The 26,037-nt window shown below is 68.8% G+C and carries 22 protein-coding genes; 13 read left to right on the forward strand and 9 right to left on the reverse strand.

Annotated features, from left to right (window positions below):
* Nucleotides 1-35: 35 nt before the first annotated feature.
* Nucleotides 36-893 carry a DUF2520 domain-containing protein gene (locus tag SNE35_RS07580; RefSeq protein WP_320422250.1) on the reverse strand — a complete coding sequence of 286 codons (858 nt, stop codon included), beginning with the start codon at nt 891-893 and terminating at the stop codon, nt 36-38.
* On the reverse strand, nt 890-1,687 hold the full coding sequence (locus SNE35_RS07585) for a class I SAM-dependent methyltransferase (protein WP_320422251.1): 798 nt from the start codon (nt 1,685-1,687) through the stop codon (nt 890-892). Before SNE35_RS07585 ends, SNE35_RS07580 begins: the two co-directional genes overlap by 4 nt.
* A gap of 138 nt (nt 1,688-1,825) precedes the next feature.
* On the opposite strand from SNE35_RS07585, the gene SNE35_RS07590 reads away from it, so the two are divergent.
* The 8 genes from SNE35_RS07590 (at nt 1,826) to SNE35_RS07625 (ending at nt 13,391) form a co-directional block, all read left to right on the forward strand.
* Entirely contained in the window at nt 1,826-3,277 is a 1,452-nt protein-coding gene (locus SNE35_RS07590; protein WP_320422252.1) for an efflux transporter outer membrane subunit, read from the forward strand.
* A 28-nt stretch (nt 3,278-3,305) separates the two neighbouring features.
* Nucleotides 3,306-4,508: an efflux RND transporter periplasmic adaptor subunit gene (locus SNE35_RS07595; RefSeq protein WP_320422253.1), complete on the forward strand. Its 1,203-nt coding sequence runs from the start codon at nt 3,306-3,308 to the stop codon at nt 4,506-4,508.
* Nucleotides 4,505-7,675, forward strand: coding sequence for an efflux RND transporter permease subunit (locus SNE35_RS07600; RefSeq protein WP_320422254.1), 3,171 nt, complete (start codon nt 4,505-4,507; stop codon nt 7,673-7,675). The genes SNE35_RS07595 and SNE35_RS07600 overlap by 4 nt, the downstream gene beginning before the upstream one ends.
* A complete protein-coding gene (locus tag SNE35_RS07605) occupies nt 7,672-8,364 on the forward strand; it encodes a heavy metal response regulator transcription factor (protein WP_320422255.1) in 693 nt (230 codons plus the stop codon). Before SNE35_RS07600 ends, SNE35_RS07605 begins: the two co-directional genes overlap by 4 nt.
* Entirely contained in the window at nt 8,361-9,719 is a 1,359-nt protein-coding gene (locus SNE35_RS07610) for a heavy metal sensor histidine kinase (protein ID WP_320422256.1), read from the forward strand. Before SNE35_RS07605 ends, SNE35_RS07610 begins: the two co-directional genes overlap by 4 nt.
* 93 nt (nt 9,720-9,812) lie before the next feature.
* On the forward strand, nt 9,813-10,712 hold the full coding sequence (gene ppk2 / locus SNE35_RS07615; protein ID WP_320422257.1) for a polyphosphate kinase 2: 900 nt from the start codon (nt 9,813-9,815) through the stop codon (nt 10,710-10,712).
* A gap of 31 nt (nt 10,713-10,743) precedes the next feature.
* The gene (locus SNE35_RS07620) at nt 10,744-12,339 is read left to right on the forward strand and encodes an inorganic phosphate transporter (protein ID WP_431312723.1); all 1,596 of its coding nucleotides are present in this window, start codon (nt 10,744-10,746) and stop codon (nt 12,337-12,339) included.
* Between the two features lie 23 nt (nt 12,340-12,362).
* Nucleotides 12,363-13,391, forward strand: a complete 1,029-nt coding sequence (locus tag SNE35_RS07625) for a transporter (RefSeq protein WP_320422259.1) — start codon at nt 12,363-12,365, stop codon at nt 13,389-13,391.
* Here the strand turns inward: SNE35_RS07625 and SNE35_RS07630 are convergent.
* Nucleotides 13,372-14,202: an arylamine N-acetyltransferase family protein gene (locus tag SNE35_RS07630; RefSeq protein ID WP_320422260.1), complete on the reverse strand. Its 831-nt coding sequence runs from the start codon at nt 14,200-14,202 to the stop codon at nt 13,372-13,374. The two genes, SNE35_RS07625 and SNE35_RS07630, sit on opposite strands and share 20 nt — an antisense overlap.
* A 410-nt stretch (nt 14,203-14,612) precedes the next feature.
* Between SNE35_RS07630 and SNE35_RS07635 the strand changes: the two genes are divergently transcribed.
* Both SNE35_RS07635 and SNE35_RS07640 read left to right on the forward strand, forming a co-directional pair.
* Nucleotides 14,613-15,479, forward strand: coding sequence for a PEP-CTERM sorting domain-containing protein (locus SNE35_RS07635; RefSeq protein WP_320422261.1), 867 nt, complete (start codon nt 14,613-14,615; stop codon nt 15,477-15,479).
* A gap of 22 nt (nt 15,480-15,501) precedes the next feature.
* Complete coding sequence (locus tag SNE35_RS07640; RefSeq protein WP_320422262.1) at nt 15,502-16,401, forward strand: PEP-CTERM sorting domain-containing protein; 900 nt, start codon at nt 15,502-15,504, stop codon at nt 16,399-16,401.
* Between the two features lie 3 nt (nt 16,402-16,404).
* Here the strand turns inward: SNE35_RS07640 and SNE35_RS07645 are convergent, their stop codons facing one another.
* The 3 genes from SNE35_RS07645 to SNE35_RS07655 form a co-directional block, all read right to left on the reverse strand.
* Nucleotides 16,405-18,087 carry an ABC transporter ATP-binding protein/permease gene (locus tag SNE35_RS07645; protein ID WP_320422263.1) on the reverse strand — a complete coding sequence of 561 codons (1,683 nt, stop codon included), beginning with the start codon at nt 18,085-18,087 and terminating at the stop codon, nt 16,405-16,407.
* A gap of 133 nt (nt 18,088-18,220) precedes the next feature.
* A complete protein-coding gene (locus SNE35_RS07650) occupies nt 18,221-18,673 on the reverse strand; it encodes a DUF1801 domain-containing protein (RefSeq protein ID WP_320422264.1) in 453 nt (150 codons plus the stop codon).
* Complete coding sequence (locus tag SNE35_RS07655) at nt 18,670-19,524, reverse strand: aldo/keto reductase (protein WP_320422265.1); 855 nt, start codon at nt 19,522-19,524, stop codon at nt 18,670-18,672. Before SNE35_RS07655 ends, SNE35_RS07650 begins: the two co-directional genes overlap by 4 nt.
* 80 nt (nt 19,525-19,604) lie before the next feature.
* Between SNE35_RS07655 and SNE35_RS07660 the strand changes: the two genes are divergently transcribed.
* Nucleotides 19,605-20,519 (forward strand): bestrophin family protein, encoded by a 915-nt coding sequence (locus SNE35_RS07660; protein ID WP_320422266.1) that lies wholly within the window; start codon nt 19,605-19,607, stop codon nt 20,517-20,519.
* On the opposite strand, the gene SNE35_RS07665 is transcribed toward SNE35_RS07660, so the two are convergent.
* Genes SNE35_RS07665 through SNE35_RS07675 form a run of 3 tightly spaced genes read right to left on the reverse strand, consistent with a single transcriptional unit; the run spans nt 20,504 to nt 21,925 of the window.
* Nucleotides 20,504-20,911, reverse strand: coding sequence for a response regulator (locus SNE35_RS07665; RefSeq protein WP_320422267.1), 408 nt, complete (start codon nt 20,909-20,911; stop codon nt 20,504-20,506). The genes SNE35_RS07660 and SNE35_RS07665 overlap by 16 nt on opposite strands.
* Nucleotides 20,908-21,414 (reverse strand): GAF domain-containing protein, encoded by a 507-nt coding sequence (locus SNE35_RS07670; protein ID WP_320422268.1) that lies wholly within the window; start codon nt 21,412-21,414, stop codon nt 20,908-20,910. Before SNE35_RS07670 ends, SNE35_RS07665 begins: the two co-directional genes overlap by 4 nt.
* A 40-nt stretch (nt 21,415-21,454) precedes the next feature.
* Nucleotides 21,455-21,925 carry an Lrp/AsnC family transcriptional regulator gene (locus SNE35_RS07675; protein WP_320422269.1) on the reverse strand — a complete coding sequence of 157 codons (471 nt, stop codon included), beginning with the start codon at nt 21,923-21,925 and terminating at the stop codon, nt 21,455-21,457.
* Nucleotides 21,926-22,044: 119 nt separating this feature from the next.
* On the opposite strand from SNE35_RS07675, the gene SNE35_RS07680 reads away from it, so the two are divergent.
* Together SNE35_RS07680 and SNE35_RS07685 are read left to right on the forward strand one after the other, a co-directional pair.
* The gene (locus SNE35_RS07680; protein ID WP_320422270.1) at nt 22,045-25,593 is read left to right on the forward strand and encodes an indolepyruvate ferredoxin oxidoreductase family protein; all 3,549 of its coding nucleotides are present in this window, start codon (nt 22,045-22,047) and stop codon (nt 25,591-25,593) included.
* A gap of 80 nt (nt 25,594-25,673) precedes the next feature.
* Nucleotides 25,674-25,985, forward strand: coding sequence for a DUF2946 family protein (locus tag SNE35_RS07685; RefSeq protein ID WP_320422271.1), 312 nt, complete (start codon nt 25,674-25,676; stop codon nt 25,983-25,985).
* Nucleotides 25,986-26,037 lie beyond the last annotated feature (52 nt).

Genomic DNA, 26,037 nt, shown 5'->3' on the forward strand with positions numbered 1-26,037 from the left:
ATCTCGGGCTTTTTTTTGCCCCTACCCGGCAGGGGTCAATCCAGCAGTCGCTCCAGCCTTTGCAGGCTTGCCTCTTCGAGACGACCGCTCGCCCGTGCCAGCGTGAGCTGTCGCCGCGACAGCTCACGATAGAAGGCGCCATGCGCGCCGCCCAGCGCATCGAACGCCTTCAGATGCGCGGCCACCACGCCCGCGTCGCCGCGCGAGATCGGCCCGGCCTGCGCGCCCGCCAGGCCGCGCGCCTCGGCGGCGCCCAGCGTGCCACGCGCCAGCGGCAGCAGCGCCTGCAGGGCCAGGTCTTGCGGCAGGCCGATAGCCCCCCAGACCTGCGCCGCCTCATCCAGCATCGACAGCAGGAAGCTCGCCGCGAAGCTGGCCGCACCGTGATACGCCGCGCGCGTGCCGGGCTGCAGCGTCAGCGGCTTCATGCCCAGCAATCCGGCCAACCGGCGCAGTTCGCTGGCCAGCGCGGCATCCTCCGCCTCCAATGCCACCGCGCTGCCCGGCAACAGCGCCAGCGCCCGCTCGGGGTCAGAGAAGATCTGCAGCGGATGGAAGCCGCCGACGCGCGCGCCCGCAGCCTTGGCCGGCGCCAGGGCCGCCAGCTCGGTCGCGCCGCTGCAATGCACCACCGCCTGCCCTGTGCGCCAGGGCAGCGCCGCCGCCAGCGGCGCGATCGCATCGTCAGGCACCGTCAGGAACACCAGATCCGCGCATTCGACGGCCGCCTCCGGACTTGTCGCAAGACAGGGCCCGCCGATGCGCACGGCCAGGACCTCAGGCGGCTGCGTCCGCGCACCCACGGCGCAGATCGTCTCACCCTGCGCCGCCAGCACCAGTGCCAGGGTCCGGCCCAAGCGGCCGGGGCCGATCACGGCGATGTTCGGGCTCATGGCTTGACGAACTTCAGGGTCATCCGGTCGCTCTCGCCGATCGCCTGGTACTTCGCGCGGTCCTTGTCCTTGTTCTCATAGGTCGGCGGCAGCGCCCAGACGCCGCCCTCATGGTCGGCATCGTCCTTCGGGTTCGCATTGATCTCGCTGCTGCCCGCCAGGCGGAAACCGACGCTCTCGGCCATCTTCACCACGAAGCTCTGGTGCAGGTAGCCGGTACTGGCATGCGCGTCCTGCGGTCGCGACTCGGGCAGCCGGTGATCGGTCACACCGAGCACGCCGCCTGATTTAAGTGCGTCGAAAGCCGCTTGATAGACGGCGCGCGTCTGCGCCTCGCCCAGGTCCACCCAGTTGTGCGTGTTGCGGAAGGTCAGCACCAGGTCCGCGCTACCGGGCGGGCCGAAATCGAAACGGCCGTTCTTCGCATCCAGCATGCCCACCTGAACGCGGCCGTAGACGGCCGGGTTGGCATCGAAGCGCTGCTGCTGGCGCTGGCCGCCGGCGCTCTTCGGATCGGAGCCGGCGACAACGAGCCGGCCATGGTCGCGCAGGTAGGGCGCCAGGATCTCCGTGTACCAGCCGCCGCCGGGCACCAGTTCGACCACCGTCTGGTCCGGCCGGATGCCGAAGAACCCCAGTGTCTCGACCGGATGCCGCCAGCCATCCCGCGCCACGTTCTCGGGCGTGCGCTGGGCACCCGCAACCGCCGTTCGCAGCGCCGCATCCGGCTCGGCCGCCTGGCAGGCCAGAACGGACATCACGGCGACCGCGGCACCTGCAATCCATTGCTTCATGGAACTCCTCCATTTTGGAATCGCGCAGTATGGCGCGCCGCATCGTCTGGCGTGAAACTGACAATCTTGTCATTCAACAGACAGCGTGGCGTCTAGGCCCGCTTCCTACAGTCCGCTCACATTCCTGCTTCACTGCCCATGCGACCCCATTCGCCCTCCCTGCCGTCCGCCGTGCTGCTGCTAACGCTGGTGCTCAGCGCATGCGCCGTCGGCCCCGACTACGTCCGCCCCGCCCCGCCGCCCGGCGCCACCTTGGCCCTCAAGGAAGACGGTCCCTGGCGCCAGGCCGGCGGCGGTGCCGCCATCGAAGCCGGCGCCTGGTGGACCGCCTTCGGCGATCCTGTGCTGAACGGCCTCGTCGATGAAGCCAACAAGGCCAACCAGACGCTCGCCGCAGCCCAGGCCCAGTACGCCCAGGCCCAGGCGCTCGTCCAGGGCGCGCAGGCGGCCTGGTATCCCACCGTCGGCGTCGACGCCTCGGTCACCCGTGGCCGTGCGATCAGCAACGGCAAGAGCTCGCTCGGCAACAGCCACGCCTGGGCACTGCAGGCGGCCTGGGAGCCCGACCTGTGGGGCCGCGTCAGCCGCCAGGTGGAAGCCGCCGGCGCCAGCGCACAGGCCAGCGCGGCGGATCTCGCCGCGGCGCGGCTCGTCGTGCAGGCGGCCGTCGTCAACAACTACGTGCAGCTGCGCCTCGCCGACCAGCAGAAGGCCCTGTACGCCCGCACGCTGGAGGGCTACCGCAAGTCGCTCTCGATCACGCAGGCCCAGTTCCGCGCCGGCACCAACACCCGCTCCGACGTCGCGCTGGCCCAGGCGACGCTCTCCGGCGCCGAGGCGCAGGCGATCGACGTCGACCTGACCCGCCGCCAGCTCGAGCACGCGCTGGCCGTGCTGCTCGGCAAGACGCCGGCAAACTTCGCGCTGGCCCCAGCCGAACCGAGCCTCGCCATTCCCGCAGTGCCCGAGTTGGTCCCGTCCGCGCTGCTGGAGCGCCGCCCCGACGTCGCCGGCGCCGAGGCCCGCGTGGCCGCGGCCAATGCCAACATCGGCGTTGCCCAATCCGCCTGGTACCCGAACATCAGCCTGGGCGCCAGCGGCGGCTACCAGGGCGCCGGCTTCGGCGACTGGTTCTCCGCACCGGGTCGCGTCTGGGCGCTCGGCACCACCCTGGCCGCCACGCTGTTCGACGGCGGCGCCCGCAAGGCGCAGAACGCGCAGGCGCAAGCCGCCTTCGACGCCGCCGCGGCCACCTACCGCCAGACGGTGCTCGCCGGCTTCCAGGAAGTCGAGGACAACCTCGCTGCGCTGAACGACCTGGCGCAGGAACGCGTGGCGCAGGACGCCGCCGTCGCCGCCTCGCGCGAGGCCGAGAGAGTCGCGCTGAGCCAGTACCGCGCCGGCACCACCACCTACCTGTCCGTCATCACCGCGCAGACGCTGTCGCTGACCAACGAGCGCACGGCGCTGCAGCTGGTCGGCCGGCAATACGCCGCCAGCGTCGCGCTGATCAAGGCCACCGGCGGCGGCTGGCAGGCCGAGCCGCTGGCGACGCGGGGCGCCGACGCCCACACCGCATCGAACAAGTAAACCGAGTCAACGAATCGTGAGTTCTCCCATGTCCGCCCCCGTACAAAACTCCGCGGCCGCTCAGGCCGGCAAGACCTGGATCTGGCCCGTCGTCGCCGTGCTGGTGATCGTCGGTGCACTGTGGGCGTCCGGCGTCTTCAAGTCCGACACCAAGAAGGAACGGCCGCAGCAGCCGCCCGTGCCGGTGCGCAGCGCCGTGGCCAAGAGCGAGACCGTGCCGATCGCGCTGAGCGGCATCGGCGCGGTGCTGCCGGTGTCCTCGGTCACCGTGCGCACGCGTGTCGACGGCGCGCTGGACAGCCTGGGCTTCAAGGAAGGTGAAGACGTCAAGGCCGGCCAGGTGCTGGCCCGCATCGACCCCCGCAGCTTCCAGGCCACCCTGCAGCAGGCCGAGGCCCAGAAGGCCCGCGACGAAGCCCAGCTCGCCAACGCCCGTGCCGACCTGGCCCGCTACGGCCAGCTGATCAAGGAAGACGCGACCAGCCAGCAGCAGCTCGACACGCAGAAGGCGCTGGTCGCCCAGCTCGCCGCCACCGTCAAGACGGACGACGCGACCATCAATGCCGCGCGCGTTCAGCTGAGCTACACGACGATCACCGCGCCGATCTCCGGCCGCGTCGGCGCCCGCCTGGTGGACGCCGGCAACATCGTCCACGCCGCCGACGCCAACGGCCTGCTGGTCATCAACCAGATCGACCCGATTGCCGTGCAGTTCAGCCTGCCCGAATCGAACTTCCAGCAGATCAACGCCGCCCTGCGCCAGCGCGGTGCCAAGGCGCTGGTCGTCGAGGCGATCGACCGCGGCAGCCGCGAGGTGCTCGCCACCGGCCACCTCGTGCTGCTGAACAACCAGATCGACACCACCACCGGCACCATCGCGCTGAAGGGCCACTTCCCGAACGCCGCGCACAAGCTGTGGCCCGGCCAGTCGGTCGATGCCCGCATCGTGCTGGGCGACCAGGAGAACGCCATCACGATCCCGACCGCCGCCGTGCAGCGCAGCCAGGACGGCAACTTCGCCTACGTCGTCGACGGCCAGCAGGTGCGCATGCAGCCGCTGGACGTGACCGAGACGATCGGCGAGAAGACCGTCGTCGGCAAGGGCCTGCAGGCCGGCGACCGCGTCGTCACCGAAGGCCAGTACCGCCTGCAGCCGGGCGCCCACGTCGCCGAAGCGGCCACGGCCGCCGCGAGCGCCGCATCGGGCGCGGCACCGGGAGCCTCGAAGTGAGCATTTCCTCAACCTTCATCAAGCGGCCCATCGGCACCACGCTGCTCGGGCTGGCGGTGCTGCTGATCGGCCTGGCGGCCTGGCCGCTGCTGCCGGTGGCGCCGCTGCCGCAGGTCGACTTCCCGACCATCCAAGTCACCGGACGCCTACCCGGCGCCAGCCCCGAGACCATGGCCGCCAACGTGGCCCAGCCGCTGGAGCGTCAGTTCTCGCTGATTCCGGGCCTGACGCAGATGACGTCCACCAGCTCGCTGGGCCAGACGCAGATCTCGCTGCAGTTCGACCTGGACCGCGCGATCGACGGCGCGGCGCTGGACGTGCAGACCGCCATCAACGCCGCCACCGGCCAGCTGCCCAAGAACCTGCCGAGCCCGCCGAGCTTCCGCAAGATCAACCCGGCGGACACCTCCATCGTCATCTTCGCCGTGCAGTCGCCGGTGCTGCCGCTGATCAAGGTCAACGACTACGCCGACAACGTGCTGGCCCAGCAGATCTCGCGCATCGAGGGCGTGGGCCTGGTCAACATCTTCGGCCAGCAGAAACCGGCGGTGCGCGTGCAGGTGGACCCGGCGCGGCTGAAGAACCTGGGCCTGTCGCTGGAAGACGTGCGCGGCGTGATCGCCAACGCCACCGTCAGCAGCCCCACCGGCACGATCGACGGCGCCAGCCAGTCCTTCAACGTCGACACCAATGACCAGATCCTGAGCGCCAAGCCCTGGAACGACGTGGTCATCGCCTACAAGAACGGCGCGCCGATCCGCATCCGCGACATCGGTGTGGCCATCGACGGCCCCGAGAACTCCAAGCAGGCTGCCTGGGCCTATGGCGCCGCCGGCGCCGACCCCGACGCCAAGATCACCAACGGCCGCACCATCCTGCTGGCCATCACCAAGGAACCGGGCGCCAACGTGATCGAGACGGTGGACCGCATCGAGGCGGCGCTGCCCAAGCTGCGCGAATCGATCCCGCCCTCGGTCACCGTCAACAAGCTGATCGACCGCACGCAGACGATCCGCGCCTCGGTCAAGGACGTCGAGTTCACGCTGGTGCTGTCGATCGGCCTCGTGGTGCTGGTGATCTTCGTGTTCCTGCGCGACGTGGCCGCCACGATCATCCCCAGCATCACCGTGCCGCTGGCCATCCTGGGCACGGCCGCGATGATGTACGTGCTGAACTACAGCCTGGACAACCTCTCGCTGATGGCGCTCACCATCGCGGTCGGCTTCGTCGTCGACGACGCGATCGTGATGCTGGAGAACATCTACCGGCACATCGAGGAAGGCATGCCGCGGATGGAAGCGGCGCTGAAGGGCGCCGCCGAGATCGGCTTCACCATCGTGTCGATCTCCGTCTCGCTGGTCGCCGTGTTCATCCCGCTGCTGCTGATGGGCGGCATCGTCGGCCGGCTGTTCCGCGAGTTCGCGGTGACGGTGACCTTGACCATCGCCGTCAGCGTGATCGTCTCGCTGACCTTGACGCCGATGCTGTGCTCGCGCTTCCTGCGCAACACGCACGACGTGCCGCACGGCAAGATCTTCGGCGCCTTCGAGAAGGGCTTCGACTGGCTGCTCGACGGCTACAAGCGCGGCCTGCACTTCGTGCTGCGCCATCAGTTCCTGACGCTGATGAGCTTCCTGGCCACGGTGGCCGCCACGGTCGCCCTGTTCATCGTCATTCCGAAGGGCTTCTTCCCGCAGCAGGACACCGGCTTCATCGGCGGCCAGGCGGTCGCCGGCCAGGACATCTCCTCGGTCGCGATGTACAGCCGCATGCAGGCGCTGGCCGACATCGTCCGCCAGGATCCCGACGTGACCGGCTTCGGCGTGGCCGTGGGCAACTCCACCTTCAACCAGGGCAACATCTTCATGGGCCTGCGGCCCAAGGACGAGGGCCGCACCGCGACCGCCGACGAGATCATCGCCCGGCTGCGCCCCAAGCTCGCCAAGGTGACGGGCGTGACGCTGTACATGCAGGCCGGCCAGGACATCAACGTCGGTGCCCGCCAATCGCGCACGCAGTACCAGTACACGCTGGTGGATACCGACCTGGAAGAGCTGAACACCTGGGCGCCGAAGATCACCGCCAAGCTCGCCACGCTGGACGGCCTCACCGACGTCACCAGCGACCAGCAGAACGCCGCGCCGATCGCCAACCTGACGATCGACCGCGAACGCGCCTCCACCTTCGGCATCACGCCCGCGGTGATCGACGCGACGATCTACGACGCCATCGGCCAGCGCCAGGTCGCCCAGTACTTCACGCAGCTCAACAGCTACAACGTGGTGCTGGAAGTGACGCCGGCGCTGCAGCGCGACGCACGCCTGTTCGACCAGATCTACATCAGCTCGCCGGTCACCGGCCAGCAGGTGCCGCTGTCGACCTTCGTCAAGGTGGACACCTCGCGTACCGGCTACCTGACCGTGAACCACCAGGGCCAATTCCCCGCGGTGACGGTCTCGTTCAACCTGCGTCCGGGCACCTCGCTGGGCGAGGCGGTGCAGAAGATCCAGCAGGCGCAGGAGGAGATGCGCGTGCCGGCCACGCTGAGCGGCACCTTCCAGGGCGCGGCCCAGGCCTTCGGCGATTCGCTGCGCACGCAGCCCTACCTGATCGCCGCGGCGCTGATCGCTGTCTACATCGTGCTGGGCCTGCTGTACGAGAGCTACATCCACCCGCTGACGATTCTCTCCACGCTGCCCTCGGCAGGCGTCGGCGCGCTGCTGATCCTGATGGCCGGCGGCTACGACCTCTCGGTGATCGCGCTGATCGGCATCATCCTGCTGATCGGCATCGTCAAGAAGAACGGCATCATGATGGTGGACTTCGCGCTGCACGCGGAGCGAGACAAGGGCATGGAGCCCGAGGCCGCCATCTACGAAGCCTGCGTGCTGCGCTTCCGCCCGATCATGATGACGACGATGTGCGCACTGCTGTCGGGCCTGCCGCTGATGCTGGGCCACGGTGCCGGCTCCGAACTGCGCCGCCCGCTTGGCTACGCGATGGTCGGCGGCCTGATCCTGTCGCAGATGCTGACGCTGTTCACGACACCGATCGTCTACCTCTACCTGGACCGCGCGCATCATTGGTATGTGAAGCGCAAGGAAGCGCGCGCCGCGCGCAAGGGCAACGGTGGCCATCCGCCGCAGCATGAGGTCACCGCCAAGTGAGAGTCCTGATCGTCGAGGATGAGCGAAAGACCGCGGAGTACCTGGAGCAGGGCCTGCGCGAGCAGGGCTGCACGGTCGACCTTGCCTTCGACGGCATCGACGGGCAGCACCTCGCGCTGCACTACGACTTCGACGTGATCGTGCTGGACGTGATGCTGCCCGGCCTGGACGGCTTCGCCGTGCTGAAGTCGCTGCGCGCGGTGAAGAACACGCCGGTGATCATGCTGACCGCACGCGACGGCGTCGAAGACCGCGTGCGCGGCCTGCAGGGCGGCGCGGACGACTACCTGGTCAAGCCCTTCTCCTTCCTCGAGCTGTTCGCCCGCCTGCAGGTGCTGACGCGCCGCGGCCGCGCACAGGAGACGACGCTGCTGCGCGTCGGCGATCTGCAGGTCGACCTGATCGCCCGCAAGGCCCAGCGCCAGGGCCAGCGCCTGGACCTGACGGCCAAGGAGTTCGCGCTGCTGGCCCTGCTGGCGCGCCGCCAGGGCGAGATCCTCTCGAAGACCGTCATCGCCGAGATGGTCTGGGACATGAACTTCGACAGCAACACGAACGTTGTCGAGGTCGCCATCAAGCGCCTGCGCAGCAAGCTCGACGCGCCCTTCCCCACCGAGTTGCTGCACACGATCCGAGGCATGGGCTACGTGCTGGAGGATCGCAGCGCCGGGGCCCCCGGGACCGAATGAAGCACTCCATCGCGGTCCGGCTGGCGGGAATGTTCGCGCTGGCCTCGATCGTCGGCTTCGCGCTGATCGGCGCCGCGCTGCACCACGTGCTGGTGCGTGAACTGGCGCGGCACCAGAACGACCAGATCACCAACCGCATCGCCGACATCAGCTACGTGCTGGAGCACGCCCGCAGCCCGGGGCTCGGCGAGCGCATGCGCCAGAAGCTGGACGCGCTGGAATCGGCCGGCCCGCGCACGCGCGTCTGGATGTGGAGCAAGGACCCGGCCTTCCAGTACGGCACCGACGTGTCCCAGATGCTCGGCCTCGTGCGCGACAACTCGCCCGGCGCCGAGGTCGACATCGCCGGCAACAAGATGCGCCTGAAGAGCCGCACCGTGCCGGCGAACGATCTCTGGCCCGAGGTGCGCTTCGCCGTCGGCGTGGACAGCCAGCCCTTCATCAGCACGCTGCACGCCTTCGAGAAGGCCCTGCTCGCGCTGACCTTGACCGGCACCTGCCTCGCCGCCGCACTCGGCTGGTGGATCGCCCGGCTGGGCCTGGCGCCGGTCGAACGGCTCTCGGCCGATGCGCAGCGCGTGGGCCCCGGCAACCGCGCGCAGCGCCTGCAACTGCCCTCGCTGCCACGCGAACTGGCCGACCTCGGCATGTCCTTCAATCAGGCGCTGGACCGGCTCGATGCCGCTTACCACCAGTTGGAAACCTTCAGCGATGACGTGGCGCACGAGCTTCGCACGCCGCTGGCCAACCTGATCGGCCAGACCCAGGTGACGCTGGCCCGCGAGCGCGATGCCGGCGAGCTGCGCGAGGTGTTGCAGAGCAACCTGGAAGAACTGGAGCGGCTGCGCGCGATCGTCGCCGACATGCTCTTCCTCGCCCGCGCCGAACAAGGCGCCAAGGCACGCAGCCGCGTCGACGCCTCGATCGCCGACGAGGTCGGCAAGACGGTCGAGTTCCTCGACGTGCTGCTGGACGATGCCCGCATGACGGTCGAAGTCCGCGGCGACGCCACCGCGCCGATCGAGACCTCACTGTTCCGCCGCGCGCTGACCAACCTGCTGCACAACGCGATCCAGCACTCGACCGGCGGCGCCGAGATCCGCGTGGAAATCGTCAAGGCCGCCGACCACGCCCGCGTGCGCATCACCAACCCGAGCGCCCCGATCGCCCCCGAACAACTGGCCCGCCTGTTCGACCGCTTCTACCGCGTCGACACCTCCCGCCCGAACAGCGGCGAGAACCACGGCCTCGGCCTGGCCATCGTCAAGGCGGTGGCAGCGATGCACCGCGGCGAGGTGTTCGCCGAATATGCGGACGGCCGGGCAACGATCGGATTCAGTGTGTCGCTGAATTGACCAGCGCGGGTAAGCGACGATAGCGGCGTCACCGAATCGTCATAGTCGGTCCGTAGCCTCCGGGGATTGATCTCAAATTCCCTGGAGTGCACCTTGATTGCCAACGACAGCGAGCTGATTCGCCGCATTCACGCGGATCTGGCGGACAGCTATGACGAGGAACTGGAGCTGGAGCGTGACGACCTGGTCGATGCGGACTTCAGCGGCGTCAGCGAGGACAAGTCGGCCCGGCAGGAGTACTTCCGCGAGCTGTTCCGGCTGCAGGGCGAGCTGGTCAAGCTGCAGGACTGGGTCGTCCAGACCAAACACAAGGTCGTCATCCTGTTCGAGGGGCGCGACGCGGCTGGCAAGGGCGGCGTCATCAAGCGCATCACGCAGCGGCTGAACCCGCGCGTCTGCCGCGTGGCAGCGCTGCCGGCGCCGAACGACCGCGAGCGCACGCAGTGGTACTTCCAGCGCTATGTCTCGCACCTGCCTGCCGGCGGCGAGATCGTGCTGTTCGACCGCAGCTGGTACAACCGCGCCGGCGTCGAGCGGGTGATGGGCTTCTGCGACGACGCACAGTACGAGGAGTTCTTCCGCACGGTGCCCGAGTTCGAGAAGATGCTCGTGCGCTCGGGCATCCAGGTGATCAAGTACTGGTTCTCGATCAGCGACGAAGAGCAGCACCTGCGCTTCCTCGGCCGCATCCACGATCCGCTGAAGCAGTGGAAGCTGAGCCCGATGGACCTGGAGTCCCGCCGCCGCTGGGAGGACTACACCAAGGCCAAGGAAGTGATGCTGGAGCGTACCCACATCGCCGAGGCGCCGTGGTGGGTCGTGCAGGCCGACGACAAGAAGAAGGCGCGGCTGAACTGCATCCACCACCTGCTGGGCCAGATGCCCTATCACGCCACCGAGCACGCCGCCATCGAGCTGCCCGAGCGCGAGCGCCACGACGACTACGCACGTCGCCCCGTCCCGCAAGAAATCATCGTCCCGGAGATCTACTGACATGAGCATCCACGCTCCCTCGCTGGGGCAGATGCCTCAGCAGCCCCAGCACGACAGCCGCCCGCAGCTCGATGCCAAGACCAGCCCGCTGACGGCCATCATCTTCATCGGCCTGCTCGCCATCGGACTGCTGTTCGCCGGCTACAGCATCACGAGCGACATCACCGCCGTCGGGCCGACCGGCGTCACCTGGCTGCCCTACCTCCTGCTGGGCGTAGCGCTGCTGATCGCGCTGGGCTTCGAGTTCGTCAATGGTTTCCACGACACGGCCAACGCCGTCGCCACGGTGATCTACACGCACTCGCTGCCCCCCAACTTCGCGGTGATCTGGTCGGGCTTCTTCAACTTCCTGGGCGTGGTCACGTCCACGGGCGCGGTGGCCTTCGGCATCATCTCGCTGCTGCCGGTGGAACTGATCCTGCAGGTGGGCTCCGGTGCCGGCTTCGCGATGGTGTTCGCGCTGCTGATCGCGGCCATCGTGTGGAACCTGGGTACCTGGTGGCTGGGCCTGCCGGCCTCGTCCTCGCACACGATGGTGGGCTCGATCATCGGCGTGGGCGTCGCCAACGCGCTGATGCACGGCCGCGATGGCACCAGCGGCGTGGACTGGGGCCAGGTCGAGAAGGTCGGCTACTCGCTGCTGCTGTCGCCGGTGTTCGGCTTCGTGCTGGCCGCCGTGCTGCTGCTGGTGCTGCGCACGCTGGTCAAGAACCGGGCGCTGTACGAGGCACCCAAGGGCAATGAGCCGCCGCCCTGGTGGATCCGCGGCCTGCTGATCCTGACCTGCACCGGCGTGTCCTTCTTCCATGGCTCCAACGACGGACAGAAGGGCATGGGCCTGATCATGCTGATCCTCGTCGGCACGGTGCCCATGGCCTACGCGCTGAACCGCGCGATGCCCGCCGACCAGATGACCCAGTTCGTCGCGATGGCACAGGCGACCAGCCAGTCGCTGAAGACCGGCACCGACGTCATCGTCCTTGCCGACAAGGCCCCGCAGGTGCTCAGCGACTACGTGCGCACCAAGACGCTGACGCCCGAGGTCCTGCCGGCGCTGAGCGCGATGGCGAACCGTATCGGCCAGCAGGTCAAGGATCACGGCGTGCTGTCCAAGCTGCCGCTGGACCAGGTGGCCAACGTGCGCAACGACATGTACCTCGCGTCCGAGGCCATCCGCTTCCTCGACAAGGACCCCGCCGCCAAGCTGGACGCCAATGCCAAGGCCAACCTGAAGGCCTTCAAGAAGCTGATCGACGACGCCACCAAGTTCATCCCGCTGTGGGTGAAGGCCGCGGTGGCGATCGCGCTGGGCCTGGGCACGATGGTGGGCTGGAAGCGCATCGTGGTGACGGTGGGCGAGAAGATCGGCAAGACGCACCTGACCTACGCCCAGGGCGCTAGCGCCGAACTGGTGGCGATGGCGACCATCGGCGCCGCCGACGGCCTCGGCCTGCCGGTCTCCACCACGCACGTGCTCTCCTCCGGCGTGGCCGGCACCATGCTGGCGAACAAGTCCGGCCTGCAGTGGTCCACGATGCGCAATCTGGCGATGGCCTGGGTGCTGACCTTGCCGGTGGCGATGCTGCTGAGCGGCTCGCTGTACTGGCTGTTCACGAAACTCTTCTGAGCTCGACCCTAGAATCCGAGGCCATGCAGATGGCCTCTGGAAACACCACTTACGGCTCCGACGAAAACGGTCTGATCTGCGGCTACCGCTTCGCGCCGGACCAGCCGGCGGAACCGGTCGCATCGGCCACGCAAGCACTGCAAGACCTGGCCGGCCCGTCTGTGTCGGGCGGCTTCGTCTGGCTGCACCTGAACCTCAGCCACGCCGGCGCGCTGGCCTGGATGCGGGCCCACACGAACCTGTCGGAGAACTTCTTCGACGCGCTGCACGAGGGCTCGCGCTCGACCCGCATCGAGCGCGACGGCGAAACCCTGTTCGCCGTCATCAACGACGTCACCTTCGACTTCAGCTTCGATGCCAGCGACGTCGCCACCTTGTGGCTGGCCGTCAGCGAGCACGCGGTGATCAGCGCCCGTTCGCGGCCGCTGCGTGCGATCGACCGGCTGCGCACCGCCGTCAAGCGCGGGGAGACGCTGCGCTCCAGCGCCGAGTTGCTGGACCACCTGCTGCGTGACCAGGCGGACGAGCTGCAGCGCGTGGTCCGCGGCGCCACGGGCAAGGTCGACGACATCGAGGACGCGATGCTCGACGGCCGCCCCGACGGCCACGGGACCGAGCTCTCGCGGCTGCGCCGGCTGATGGTGCGCCTGCAGCGCCTGCTCGCACCCGAGCCCAGCGCCTTGCAGCGCACCTTGGCGCGCCCGCCGCGCTGGCTGAAGGCCGCCGACCTGCAGGACCTCAACGGCTCCAGCGAGGAGTTCGCGCTGGTGCTGGGCGACATCGCGGCGCTGCAGGAGCGCATCAAGCTGATGCAGGACGAATCTCAGGCGCGCGTGGCCGAGGAAAACAACCGCACGCTGTTCACGCTGACCATGGTCACCGTGCTGGCGCTGCCGATCAACCTGATCTCGGGCCTGTTCGGCATGAACGTCGGCGGCATCCCGCTCGCCGACCACGGCCACGGCTTCTGGACCATGCTGGGCATCATCGGCGCGGCCACCGTGGGCCTGGCGCTGCTGGTGCGCCGCAAGATCAGGCCGCGGAAGGACTGAGGAGCCCCGGCCGCTCCATGATCGCGTCGAGATCCTGCGGCGCGACGTCGAGGTTGAAGTCCTCGGCCAGCACCGCCGCGATCTCGTTGCGGTCCCTCAGCTCACGTTCCTGCGGCGCGCCGTCCAGCGGCCGGCGCAGGGTCAGCCGGCGGTTGAACAAGGTCAACCGCCCGCCGTCGGCCACGGCGCGCGAGACCAGCAGGTTCTTGCGCAGCATCGCGTTCGGATAGGTGGCCGTCCACCAGTTGCCCATCTCGTAGTCGATGGGCAGCGGGTGCGAGGGCATGATCAGGTAACCGTCGGTCCAGCCGTCGAAGCTGCGGGCCTGCATCAGCAGTTCGCCGTGCGGCGCGGTGACGAAGCGATGCGAGGCATCGCCGCCGCCACCATCGCTGACACTAACCTCGAGTCTCAGCGGATACGGCGGCGAGAACGCGCCGAAGCCGACGTCGACCAGCCAGTCCTTGCCGGCGATCGTCACGCCGAGCGCCATGTGCGTGCGCGCGGTGCTCACCTCGGCCGGCACGCCGGTGCGCACGCGGCCTTCGAGCCCGCGTACCGCGTAGCCCAGATCACTCAGCACCGCCATGAACAAGGTGTTCTGCTCGAAGCAGTAGCCGCCGCGGCGGCCGAGCAGCATCTTGCGCTGCAGCGCATCGAGATCCAGCGCCGGCACGCGGCCGCAGAGGGTCTCGATGTTCTCGAACGGGAGCGTCGCCTGGTGGCGTTCGATCAGGCGGGTAAGCGTTGCCAGCGAAGGCGCGCCTGCGGCGTCGGTGCCGATACGGCGGAAGTAGGCGTCGAGGTCCATGACGGCAATTTATCCGATGCCGTCGCGGCGGTGGTGTGTTGCTGCGTTGACACATAGGCAAGACCTGACCCTATATGTGACAGTTGTGTGACAGACGACGCGCAGCCAATGCGCGCGGTCACGGTGTCTCAGTCTGGAACAAGCCTTCGCCCTGCGCACGCGCCTGGTTCGATTTGGTCTGGCAATCGCCCCTCATGCCCCCCATCAGGGCGGTCACGCAGCGGAGAAACCTGTACCTGAAGAACGTGACTTTCTTCACGAACGGATGTGCGCTTGCCTATCAGGAAAGCCCCGGGGGCGAGCCCTAGGTGGGGATCGGCCCGGCTGCCATTTCAATCGCGCCCACGGGCGCAGGCTGACACCACTGCACTGGCGCCCCCATCACATCCCTTCTACCCAAAGGAATGAACGTGTCTCTCTCTTACTCCAAGCTGGCCACCTGCCTGGCGCTGGCTCTCGCCGGCGGCCTGGCTCACGCCACCTCCACCGGCGCCGGCGCGGTCACCTCGGTCAGCTACACGCTGATCGACCTCGACCCCACTGACGGCGTGACCCCGTCGATCACCTTCGCCGCACCCTCCGGCGACTATGTCGGCCCCTACCTCAACGGCTATGTGCGCGCCTCGACGCCGAACGAGGACATCTACCGCGAGTACACGCACCAGGGCCTCGCACAGACCGACACCGTCACCGGCGGCAGCAGCACCGCCTGGTCGACGGCCAGCAGCTCGGCCACCGGCGCGGCCGGCGTAGGCTTCTCGACCCTGTCGGTCAGCGGCTCGGCACTCAGCGGCGTCGACATCAGCGGCGTGTACCACGCCACTGCCAATGCTCCGGCCGCGTTCTTCACGCTGTCGGCCAACACCGAGGTGGTCTTCACCGTCACCGGCTGGCTGACCGGCCAGACCACGCTGGGCGGCAACCCCGACACCGGCTTCGTGGAGAACGGCGGCGCCGTGCTGCAGCTCGAGACCAGCGGCCCCAGCGCCGACGGCTCCAGCACCGTCTACGACCGCCAGCAGGGCGCTGCCGTGGCCTGGTACACGGTGGCCGCCGACGGCACCGTCAGCGGCGAATCGCAGTCGTGGCAAGGCCAGCTCGTCAGCGGCTACAGCAACACCACGTCCGGTGCGGTCGACGGCCGCTTCGCGGCCCTGCTGTCCGCCTCGGGTACCTCGGTCGTTGCCGCGGCCGTCGTGCCGGAGCCGTCCACCTACGCGCTGCTCCTCGCCGGCCTCGCCGCCGTGGGCGGCATCTCTCGCCGCCGCCGCGCCTGAGTCGAAAGATCCGAACAAAGTCATGAAGAACACTCTCAACACCACTCCCCGCGTCCTGGTCCTCGCCCTGGGCTTGGCGCTCACCGCGGGCTCGGCCCTGGCCGACAGCACGGCCTCGGGCACGCTGGGCAATGTCCACATCACGCTGACCGACCTGGACCCCAATGACGGCATCACGCCCTCGCTGTCGATCAACTTCGGCAGCCAGCCCTACCTGAACGGCGCGGTCGGCAGCTACGGCCCGGGCTTCATCCAGGACGGCTATGCGCACCTGGGCAAGAACGCGTCCAGCACGGTGACGGACAGCATCCAGGCACCCTTCGCCTCGTCCAGCGCCACGATGATCGGCGCCAACACGGTGGCCGGCATCGGCTCGATGACGGTGGCCGGCTCCGCCACCAGCGGCACGGTCGGCTTCGGTGAGTTCGGCGCGCTGGCGGCCAACTACACGTCCTCTCAGTTCGTGCTGTCGCCGAACACGGCGATCACGATCACCGTGGACGCCACCTTGAACGTGCAGACCACGCTGGGCTACGACCCGCTGACGGGCAACCTCGAGCACGCCTCCGGCCACGTGCTGATGTTCTTCGACGGCACGGCCACCGACGGCAGCTCGCTGTACACCGACGCCGGCCAGGATCTGTACGTGGACGCCGCCATGGACAGCAACGGCAAGATCACCGGCGCCAAGCAGAGCTGGAGCGGCACGCTGGACATCAGCTTCGCCAATGCCTCGTCGCAGTCCATCGTCGGCAACTTCTACAGCGAGCTGAGCGTGGGCGGCCTCTCGATGGCCGTCCCCTCGGTGGGCACCGACCCCGCCGCCACAGTGCCGGAACCGAGCACCTATGCGCTGCTGCTGGGCGGCCTCGGCGTGGTCGGCGGCATCGCACGCCGTCGCAAGACGGCACGTCAGGACTGAGCTTCAGTCCTCGAAGCGGAAGGCCTGGGCCTCGTGCAGCGCCCAGGCTCCCTCGCCCTTCAGCTCCAGCACCCGCGTGTGATAGCGCAGGAGCGCCGGGCGATGGGCGATGCTGATCACTGTGCAACCCTTGCTGCGCAGGTCGGCGTAGAGGCGCGCCTCGTTGGCAGCGTCCAGCGCGCTGGTGGCTTCGTCCAGGATCACCAGTTCGGGCTCGTGGACGACCACCCGGGCGAAGGCCAGGCGCTGGCGCTCGCCGACTGACAGCAGCTTCTCCCAGTCCTGCACCGCATCGAGCCCGCCGACTCTCTCGGCCAGGCCGCCGAGCTGCACCTCGTCGAGGATCTGCAAGAGCCGCGCATCGTCCACCGGGCGTTCGGTCGACGGATAGAGCATCTGGCTTCGCAGGCTGCCGTGCTGCATATAGGGCTGCTGCGGCAAGAACAGCACGCCGGTCATCTCGGGATGCTGGACCGTGCCGCTGCCGCGCCGCCACAGGCCCGCGATCGCGCGCAGCAGAGAGCTCTTGCCGCAGCCGCTGACGCCAGTGATCAGCAGGCCCTCGCCGGGTGGCAGCTCCAGGTTCAGCTCGCTGATCAGCAGGCGGTCGAACTGCGGCGTGCGCAGGGTCACCGCCTCCAGCGCCACATGCGGGCCGACTCGCGCCTCGATCTTCTCGGCCTCGGTGCCGGGAGGGCCGGCCAGCACCTGCTTGGCCAGCGTGTCCAGGCGCCCGATGCCGGCGACGAAGCGCGACAGGCTCTCGAAGTTGTCCACGATCACCGCCACCGCGCTCAACACCGCCGCGAAGGCCCCTGCCGCCTGCACCGCGCGGCCCACCTCCAGCGCACCGGACAGCACGCCATCGGCCAGGATGATGCTGGGCACGACCAGGGTCAGCTGGCTGAACGCGGTCTGGAACAGATTCAGCGAGCGCTGCTTCTTGATCAAGGTGCCGTAGTTGGCGTAGACGGACTGGAACTGCCGGTCGAGCTGCGCGCGCTCCTGCGCCTCGCCGCGGTAGAAGGCGATGGCCTCGGCGTTCTCGCGCAGCCGCATCAGGCCGAAGCGGAAGTCCGCCTCGCGGCGGATCTGCCAGAAGTTCAGCTTGATCAGCGGCTGGCCGAAGACCCACAGCGCCACCACGGTGCCGACGACCGAGTACACCGCCAGGAAGGCGACCAGCGTGCGCGAGATCGACCACAGCACGGCCGAGAAGGCCACCAGCTGCATCGCCGAGCCGAGGAAGATCAAGAGGAAGTTGATCGAGCGGCCGGTGAAGTTATTGATGTCCTCGCTGATCCGCTGATCGGGGTTGTCCAGTTCGCCGCTGGCGCCCAGCTCGTAGTAGCGGCGGTCGGCCAAGTAGCCGTCGAGGAAGCGGCCGGTGAGCCAGCGGCGCCACTGGTTCGAGAACAGGTCGCGCATGTAGTAGTAGCCGGCCGTGACCGGCACGACGATGGCCACGATCACCAGGCACAGGCGCACGGCGCGCCAGAAGCGCGGCGCCTCGCGTGCCGCCAGCGCCGAGGTCATCTCGCCGGCCTGGTTGTTCAGCACGACGGCGAGTTGCGTCTGCGCCAGCATCAGCACGACCAGCACCGCCAGCAGCGTCCAGGCGCTGCGGCGCTGGTCGCCGAGCCAGTAGGGCTTGGCGACCTGGATGAACTGGCGCCAGGCCGCCATCGAAAGCTGGGGAGCCCGCGGACGCTCACGGCGCGGACGGGGAATGTGCGGGGAGGGAGCGGCGGCGGTGGACATGCCGCCAAGTTAGCCGCCCGCTACGTGCCGACCTGTCGGACGGCACCGACGAGCGGCGTCAGCGCCGGGGCCGCTGCTTGGCGGACACGCCCTTGATGGTGGTGGCGAGTGGCGGCGCCTGGTCCAGCGCGGCCTGCCGCAGCTGCACCGCCTGGTCGATCAGCGCGCGCAGCGCCGGTGAGTCCAGATCCGCAGCTTGCGTCAGCCGTACACCGCGGATGTGCTTGCCCTCGCCTTCGAGCAGGCCCTGCGGGTCGTCCAGCTCATTGCCGTGCGCGAAGAACAGCGTGACCCAGCGCGGATAGCCGGTGACCGAGAGGAAGCAGTCCGGCGTGCGGCCGCTGGGGCTGATCGCGAAGACCAGCGCGTTGTAGTTGTCGTAGACCAGCTCGTGGCCGCGCGGAAACAGCCCGCGCACGCGCGAGCGCGCCTCGCGCAGCAGCGCCTCGATGGGCGGCGCGTACCGGGCGAGGAAGCCGTCGATCTGACGCTCGATGTCCTGGTCGCTCATCGCCGTTCGAGCTGTTCGAACTCCTCGTCCGACAAGGTCAGCGCCGCGGCGGCCACATTGCTCTCCAGGTGCGCGAGCCTGCCGGTGCCGGGGATCGGCAGCATCACCGGGCTGCGGCGCAGCAGCCAGGCCAGCGCCACCTGGCCGTGGTCCGCGCCGTGGCGGCGGGCGATCGCGTCGAGCTTGGAGCCGGGCCGCGCCAGCTCGCCGGCGGCCAGCGGATACCAGGGAATGAAGCCGATGCCGTGGGCCTCGCAGTAGTCCAGCACATCCTCGCTATCGCGGTCCGCGAGGTTGTAGCGGTTCTGCACGCTGACGATGGGCAGCACCTTGCGCGCGGCCTCGATCTCCTCGACGGAGACCTCGCTGAGCCCCGCGTGGCGGATCAGGCCTTCGCGCTGCATTTCGCGCATCACCTCGAACTGCTCCCGCTGCGGCACGCCGGGGTCGATGCGGTGCAACTGCCACAGGTCGATGCGCTCGACGCCCAGGCGCTTCAGGCTGGCATGGACGCACTGGCGCAGGTAGTCGGGCCGGCCGTTCATGGTCCAGTGGTCGGGCCCGGGCCGCACGAGGCCGCCCTTGGTGGCGATCAGCAGCCCGTCGTAGGGGTGCAGGGCCTCGCGGATCAGCTCCTCGCTGACGGCGGGGCCGTAGCTGTCGGCCGTGTCGATGAAGTTCACGCCCAGTTCGGGCAGCCGGCGCAGCACGCGCAGCGCCTCGGCGCGGTCCTTCGGCGGGCCCCAGACGCCAGCGCCGGTGATGCGCATCGCACCGAAGCCGAGGCGGTGGATGGAGATGTCGCCGCCGAGCTCGAAGGAGCCGGAGGCCTTGGCGTTCACTTGAGTCATCTGTGCTCCGCTGCTAACGGGAAGCCTGTACGGTACGCGATATCGCCGCGGCGTGCCCGGCAACGCACAATCTCCGCATCATGATCGTCCGCCCCCGCCTCCACTGGCTGCGCATGCTCTTCGTGCTGCGTGGCTCGGTCCTGCTCGAGATCGCGCCGCAGCTCCTGGTGACGACCGGCCTGGCCGTGCTCGTCACCATGGCCCACGGCCAGGTCTATCACTGGAAGATCCCGCTGAACTTCGTGCCCTTCTCGCTGATCGGCCTGACCTTGGCGATCTTCCTGGGCTTTCGCAACAGCACCAGCTACGCCCGCTGGTGGGAGGCGCGCGCGCTGTGGGGCGTGCTGCTGAACGAGACGCGCAACCTGCTGCGCCAGGCGCTGACCCTGGACCCCGGCGCCGCCCGCCACGCGCCGGCGCTGGCGCGCCGGCTGATCGCCTTCATCCATGCGCTACGCCACCAGCTGCGCGGCAGCGATGCCTCGGCCGATCTCGCCCGCCTGCTGCCGGCGGCCGACTGCGAACGCCTGGCCACCGCCCGCTGGAAGCCGGCCCTGCTGATGCTGATGGCCGGCGAGTGGCTGGGCGAGCGCGTGCGGGACGGCGGCCTGCCGCCGGCGCTGGCCCAGGCGATGGAAGTGCCGCTGGCCAAGCTGACCGAGGCGCTGGGCGGCTGCGAGCGCATCGCCGGCACGCCGATCCCGTTCACCTACTCGGTGATCATCCACCGCACGATCTACCTCTACTGCCTGCTGCTGCCCTTCGGCCTGGTCGATTCGATCGATGCGATGACGCCGGTCGTGGTGGCGCTGATCGCCTACACCTTCTTCGCGCTGGAGGCGCTCAGCGCCGAGATCGAGGAGCCCTTCGGGCGCGAGCCGAACGACCTGGCGCTGGACGCGATGTCGCGGACGATCGAGGGCACGCTGCGCGAGATGATGGGCGAAGCGCCGGAAAACGACGTTCCACCGACAAGTGACTATCTGGTGACTTGAGCGATCGAGGGGCGACCGCCGCCAACGAGCTTCAGCAGCTCGCCGATCTTGAAGGGCTTGCGCAGCACCTGCGTCACGGCCAAGGCCTCCAGCTGCTCCTCCTCGCCGCGCCGCAGCTCGGCGGCCATCACGACCACCGGCGCATCGGACCGGCTGCCGAAGCGGCCGAGGCGGATTTCGCCGAGCAGGTCGATCGTCCGCGACGCGTCGTCCATGTCCAGCACCACGCCTTCGTAGGCGCCGCCGGCCAGCAGCGCGCGGGCGCGATCGATGGTGCTGACGTCCTGAACATCGGCCACGTCCAGGTCGCGCGCCACCGAGACGATGGTCCGCCGCATCACGAAATGCGGCTCGAACAGCAGCACGCGCGGCAGGCTGCGCGGCGCCGTCATGCAGGCAGCCCTTCATCGCCGCCGCCCGCCAGAGCCTCGTTGACCAGCTCGCGCAGCGCGTCGAGCACGGCCAGCTCCACCGGCCCGAGCTGGCGGGGCACCGAGTCGATCACGCACAGCGTGCCGATGCGGTGGCCGCCGGGCGTGCTGATCGGCGCGCCGGCGTAGAAGCGCAGGTGCAGGTCGCCGGTGACCAGCGGGTTGTCGGCAAAGCGCGGATCGCGGCTGGCGTCCTCGACCACGAACAGCTCGGGCGACATGATCGCGTGGCCGCAGAAGGAGATGTCGCGCGAGGTCTCCGACGCCTCCAGCCCCAGCCGCGACTTGAACCACTGGCGCCGGCCGTCGACCAGGCTCACCAGCGCCACCGGCATGTCGAGCTGCTCGGCGGCGAAGCGCACGACGCGGTCGTAGCGCTCGTCGGGCGGCGTGTCGAGCAGCAGCAGTTCCTCCAGGGCCTGCAGCCGCTCGGCTTCGTCGTCGGGGATCGGTGCGGGTGTCATCGCTTCCAGTATTCCACCGATCGCCGCCTGATGGCACCTATCAAGGCACCGGCAGCGCCGTCTCGTACTTGACCTCGCGCAGCACCACGTTGCTGCGCACGCTGGCCACGCCGGGCAATTTGAAGACCTGCTGCTGCAGGAACTGGTCATAGGCCTTCATGTCGGCCACGACGATCTTGACCACGTAGTCGGCCTCGCCGGTCGTCGCATGGCATTCGATGATCTCGCGGCTCGCGCCGACCAGGCGCTCGAAGGCCTCGACCGCGCCCTCGGTGTGCCGCACCAGGCTCACATTGGCCAGCACGCAGATCGAGAGGCCCAGCTTCTCGCGGTCCGCCAGCGCCACGTAGCGGCGCACCACGCCGCTGTCCTCCAGCTCCTTGACGCGGCGCCACACCGGCGTGGCCGAGAGCCCGACCTTCTCGGCCAGTTGCTGCGTGCTCTGCCGCCCGTCGGCCTGCAGCGCCTCGAGGATGCCGCGCGTCGCTCGATCGAAACGTTCGTTCTCCATTTTCATCACCTCTGAGATTTATTTTCTCATTCACACCGATCGAGCAGGGCAAGAAGGAAACAAACTCTCCCGGCAATGACAAAAAATCTGCGCCAACCACGCCCAGCCAGGAGACGCGCATGACCGACACCCCCGCCACGGAAGTACAGCCCATGCTGCGCGACTACAAGCTCTCCGACAACCTCGCCGCCACCTCGGGCCAGGTCTTCCTGACCGGCACCCAGGCCCTGGTGCGCCTGCTGCTGGCGCAGAGGGCGCAGGACGAGCGCGCGGGCCTCTCCACTGCGGGCTTCGTCTCCGGCTACCGCGGCTCGCCGCTGGGCATGGTCGACCAGCAGCTGTGGAAGGCGAAGAAGTTCCTCGACGCCGCCAAGATCAATTTCCTGCCCGCGATCAACGAAGACCTGGCCGCCACCGCCTGCCTGGGCGTGCAGCGCGTGGCGCTGGACGCCAAGCGCACCGTCGATGGCGTGTTCGCGATGTGGTACGGCAAGGGGCCGGGTGTCGACCGCTCGGGCGATGCGCTGAAGCACGGCAATGTCTACGGCACCAGCAAGACCGGTGGCGTGCTGGTCGTCTGCGGTGACGACCACGGCTGCGTGTCCTCGTCCACGCCGCACCAGAGCGACCAGGCGCTGCAGGCCTGGAGCATGCCGCTGGTGCATCCGGGCAATGTGGCCGAGTACCTGGAGTTCGGCCTCTACGGCTGGGCGCTCTCCCGCTTCTCCGGCGCCTGGGTCGGCTTCAAGGCGATCTCGGAGGTCGTCGAATCGGGCATGACGGTCGATCTCGACGCCGTGCCGCTGGACTTCGAACTGCCGGTCGACCACAAGCCGCCCACCGACCTGCACATCCGCGCGGTGGACCTGCCCTCGCTGGAGCTGGAATCGCGCCTCGCGCACAAGCTCGACGCGGTGCGCGCCTTCAGCAAGCTCAACTCGATCGACAAGCACATCGTGACCAGCCCGGCCGCGACCTTGGGCATCGTCACCGTCGGCAAGGCGCACTACGACTTCATGGAGGTGCTGCGCCGGCTGGAGCTGGACCCGAACGCGCTGTCCGCGGCCGGCGTGCGCGTCTACAAGGTCGGCCTCGTGTTCCCGCTGGAATCGACGCGCATGGCCGAGTTCGCGCAGGGCCTGACCGACATGCTGGTGATCGAGGAGAAGGGCCCGGTCGTCGAGCGCCAGATCAAGGAGCTGCTGTACCACCTGCCCGATGCGCAGCGCCCGCGGGTCGTCGGCAAGACGGACGAACGCGGCGCCGCCGTGCTGAGCGCGCTCGGCGAGCTGCGGCCCTCGCGCATCATGCCGACGGTGGCCGACTGGCTGGCCCGTCTGAACCCGGCGCTGGATCGCCGGCACCTGGTGGTCGACTTCCTGACACCCTGCCTGCTGTCCAACGAGGCCGACGGCGTGCGCCGCCAGCCCTACTTCTGCTCCGGCTGCCCGCACAACACCAGCACCAAGCTGCCCGAAGGCTCGCGCGCACTGGCCGGCATCGGCTGCCACTTCATGGCGAGCTGGATGGAGCGCGGCACCTCGGGCCTGATCCAGATGGGCGCCGAGGGCGTGGACTGGGCGGCGCACAGCCGCTTCACGACCGAGAAGCATGTGTTCCAGAACCTCGGCGACGGCACCTACTACCACTCCGGCTACCTGGCGATCCGCCAGGCCATCGCCGCGAAGACCAACATCACCTACAAGATCCTCTACAACGACGCGGTGGCGATGACCGGCGGCCAGCCGGTGGACGGCCAGACCAGCGTGCCGCAGATCGCGCGGCAGGTGGAGGCCGAGGGCGTGAAGCGCCTGGTGGTGGTGTCCGACGAGATCGGCAAGTACGACGGCCACCAGGATCTGTTCCCGGCCGGCACCGCCTTCCACGATCGCAGCGAACTCGACAAGGTGCAGCGCGAGCTTCGAGAAATAGAAGGCGTGACGGTGCTGATCTACGACCAGACCTGCGCCGCCGAGAAGCGTCGCCGCCGCAAGAAGAAGGAGTTCCCGGATCCGCCGCAGCGCATCTTCATCAACGAGCAGGTCTGCGAGGGCTGCGGCGACTGCGGCCAGGCCTCGAACTGCCTGAGCGTGGTGCCGGTGGAGACCGACTTCGGCCGCAAGCGCGCGATCGAGCAGTCGTCCTGCAACAAGGACTTCTCCTGCGTCAACGGCTTCTGCCCCAGCTTCGTCTCGGTGCATGGTGCGCAGCTGAAGAAGAAGACCGGCAGCGGCTACACCAAGGAAGACCTGGCACGCGAGATCGCGGCCATCGCCAAGCCCGCCGCCTGGGATTGGACCGGGCCTTTCGACCTGCTGGTCACCGGTGTCGGCGGCACTGGCGTCGTCACCGTCGGCGCGCTGGTCTCGATGGCCGCGCACCTGGAAGGCAAGCAGGCCTCCGTGTTGGACTTCATGGGCTTCGCGCAGAAGGGCGGAGCCGTGCTGTCCTTCGTGCGCCTGGCGCCGACGCAGGACCTGCTGAACCAGGTCCGCATCGACACCCAGCAGGCCGATGTGCTGCTGGCCTGCGACATGGTCGTCGGCGCCTCGGCCGACGCGCTGGGCACGGTCAAGGCCGGCCGCACGGTGATCCTCGCCAACACGCACGAGCTGCCCACGGCCACCTTCGTCCGCAACCCCGATGCCTCGCTGCATGCCGATTCGCTGCTGGCGAAGATGCAGCACGCCGTCCATGATGCAGACCTGCTCGCCACCATCGACGCACAGGCCATCGCGCAGCAACTGATGGGCGACACGATGCCTTCGAACATCGTGATGCTCGGTGCCTGCTGGCAGCGCGGGCTGATCCCGCTGACCGAGGCAGCGCTGATGCGCGCGATCGAGCTGAACGGCGTGGCGACCGAAGGCAACAAGACCGCCTTCGCGCTGGGCCGCCTCGCCATCGCCGCACCCGAGGCGCTGAAGCGCCTGGCCGGCGGGAAGCAGCAAGCTGTCGTTCAGCTCCTCAACTTCGACGGCAATCTGGACGAGCTGGTCGCCCGCCGGGTCAAGCACCTGACGGCCTATCAGGATGCCGCTTATGCGCAGCGTTATGCCGCGCTGGTCGAGCGCGTGCGCCTGGCCGAAGCCAAGCTCGGCGGCGAGCGGCTGACCAAGGCCGTCGCCCGCTACTACGCCAAGCTGCTGGCGATCAAGGACGAGTGGGAAGTCGCCCGCCTCTACACCGACGGCACCTTCGAGCAGGCCATGAAGGACCAGTTCGAGAACTGGGATTCCCTGAGCTTCCACATGGCCCCGCCGCTGATCTCCAAGCCGGGTCCGGACGGCCGCGCGAAGAAGGTCGAGCTGGGCTCCTGGACCTTCAAGGCGCTGAAGCTGATGGCGAAGTTCAAGGGCCTGCGCGGCACGGCGCTGGACGTGTTCGGCAAGACCGAGGAACGCCGCATGGAGCGCCAGCTGGTCAGCGACTACGAGACCCTGGTCGACGAACTGCTGGCCAACCTGAAGCCGGAGAACCTGGACGCCGCCGTCAAGCTCGCCCGCCTGCCCGAACAGATCCGCGGCTACGGCCACGTGAAGCTGGCCAACGTCGTCACCGCCCGTGCGCGCCAGAAAGACCTGCTGGACCTGTTCCACGGCCGCCGCACCGAAGCCGCGAGCGCGGCGCCCGCGGCGATCCGGATCAAAAGCGTGTCGGAACTCTGACGGGGCCAGCGAGCGCTTAAGACTGGCCTAACCATGACCTCCGACGGCATCACGCCGTCGCAGGCACAATGACGCCCTTCATGCGCCGCCTCGTCCTTGCCCTGCTGATGCCCCTGCTGATGCTGCTTTCGCAGCAGGGCGCAGCGTGGCACGAGATCGGGCACTGGAACCAGCAGCAGCAACAACAGCAGCAGCGCAAGGACGACCCGGTCGACAAGCTCTGCGCGGTCTGCCTCTCGTTCGCGCACCTGGCGGTCACGGCCACGCCCACGTTGCCGCCGCCGCTGATGCTGGCCGATGCGGCGCACGTGAAGGCGGCCGCCGCCGAGGTGGCCTTCCTGGCGGCGCCCGCGCCGCAGGCCCGCAGCCGCGGGCCCCCGATCCGGCTCTGATCCGCATCGCACCCGCCGTCCGTCCGCGCCCTTGAAGGCATGGGCGGGCGCC

The organism is Roseateles agri (assembly GCF_034043675.1).
Taxonomy (GTDB): domain Bacteria; phylum Pseudomonadota; class Gammaproteobacteria; order Burkholderiales; family Burkholderiaceae_C; genus KK5.

Excerpts from the sequence above, each read along its gene's own strand:
- SNE35_RS07625 (WP_320422259.1), top strand. The coding sequence starts at position 12,363 with ATGCAGATGGCCTCTGGAAACACCACTTACGGCTCCGACGAAAACGGT.
- SNE35_RS07580 (WP_320422250.1), bottom strand. The coding sequence starts at position 893 with ATGAGCCCGAACATCGCCGTGATCGGCCCCGGCCGCTTGGGCCGGACC.
- SNE35_RS07670 (WP_320422268.1), bottom strand. The coding sequence starts at position 21,414 with ATGACACCCGCACCGATCCCCGACGACGAAGCCGAGCGGCTGCAGGCC.
- SNE35_RS07610 (WP_320422256.1), top strand. The coding sequence starts at position 8,361 with ATGAAGCACTCCATCGCGGTCCGGCTGGCGGGAATGTTCGCGCTGGCC.
- SNE35_RS07665 (WP_320422267.1), bottom strand. The coding sequence starts at position 20,911 with ATGACGGCGCCGCGCAGCCTGCCGCGCGTGCTGCTGTTCGAGCCGCAT.
- SNE35_RS07585 (WP_320422251.1), bottom strand. The coding sequence starts at position 1,687 with ATGAAGCAATGGATTGCAGGTGCCGCGGTCGCCGTGATGTCCGTTCTG.
- SNE35_RS07660 (WP_320422266.1), top strand. The coding sequence starts at position 19,605 with ATGATCGTCCGCCCCCGCCTCCACTGGCTGCGCATGCTCTTCGTGCTG.
- SNE35_RS07630 (WP_320422260.1), bottom strand. The coding sequence starts at position 14,202 with ATGGACCTCGACGCCTACTTCCGCCGTATCGGCACCGACGCCGCAGGC.
- SNE35_RS07675 (WP_320422269.1), bottom strand. The coding sequence starts at position 21,925 with ATGGAGAACGAACGTTTCGATCGAGCGACGCGCGGCATCCTCGAGGCG.
- SNE35_RS07620 (WP_431312723.1), top strand. The coding sequence starts at position 10,744 with ATGCCTCAGCAGCCCCAGCACGACAGCCGCCCGCAGCTCGATGCCAAG.
- SNE35_RS07645 (WP_320422263.1), bottom strand. The coding sequence starts at position 18,087 with ATGGCGGCCTGGCGCCAGTTCATCCAGGTCGCCAAGCCCTACTGGCTC.
- SNE35_RS07595 (WP_320422253.1), top strand. The coding sequence starts at position 3,306 with ATGTCCGCCCCCGTACAAAACTCCGCGGCCGCTCAGGCCGGCAAGACC.
- SNE35_RS07680 (WP_320422270.1), top strand. The coding sequence starts at position 22,045 with ATGACCGACACCCCCGCCACGGAAGTACAGCCCATGCTGCGCGACTAC.
- SNE35_RS07655 (WP_320422265.1), bottom strand. The coding sequence starts at position 19,524 with ATGACTCAAGTGAACGCCAAGGCCTCCGGCTCCTTCGAGCTCGGCGGC.
- SNE35_RS07590 (WP_320422252.1), top strand. The coding sequence starts at position 1,826 with ATGCGACCCCATTCGCCCTCCCTGCCGTCCGCCGTGCTGCTGCTAACG.
- SNE35_RS07640 (WP_320422262.1), top strand. The coding sequence starts at position 15,502 with ATGAAGAACACTCTCAACACCACTCCCCGCGTCCTGGTCCTCGCCCTG.
- SNE35_RS07650 (WP_320422264.1), bottom strand. The coding sequence starts at position 18,673 with ATGAGCGACCAGGACATCGAGCGTCAGATCGACGGCTTCCTCGCCCGG.
- SNE35_RS07685 (WP_320422271.1), top strand. The coding sequence starts at position 25,674 with ATGCGCCGCCTCGTCCTTGCCCTGCTGATGCCCCTGCTGATGCTGCTT.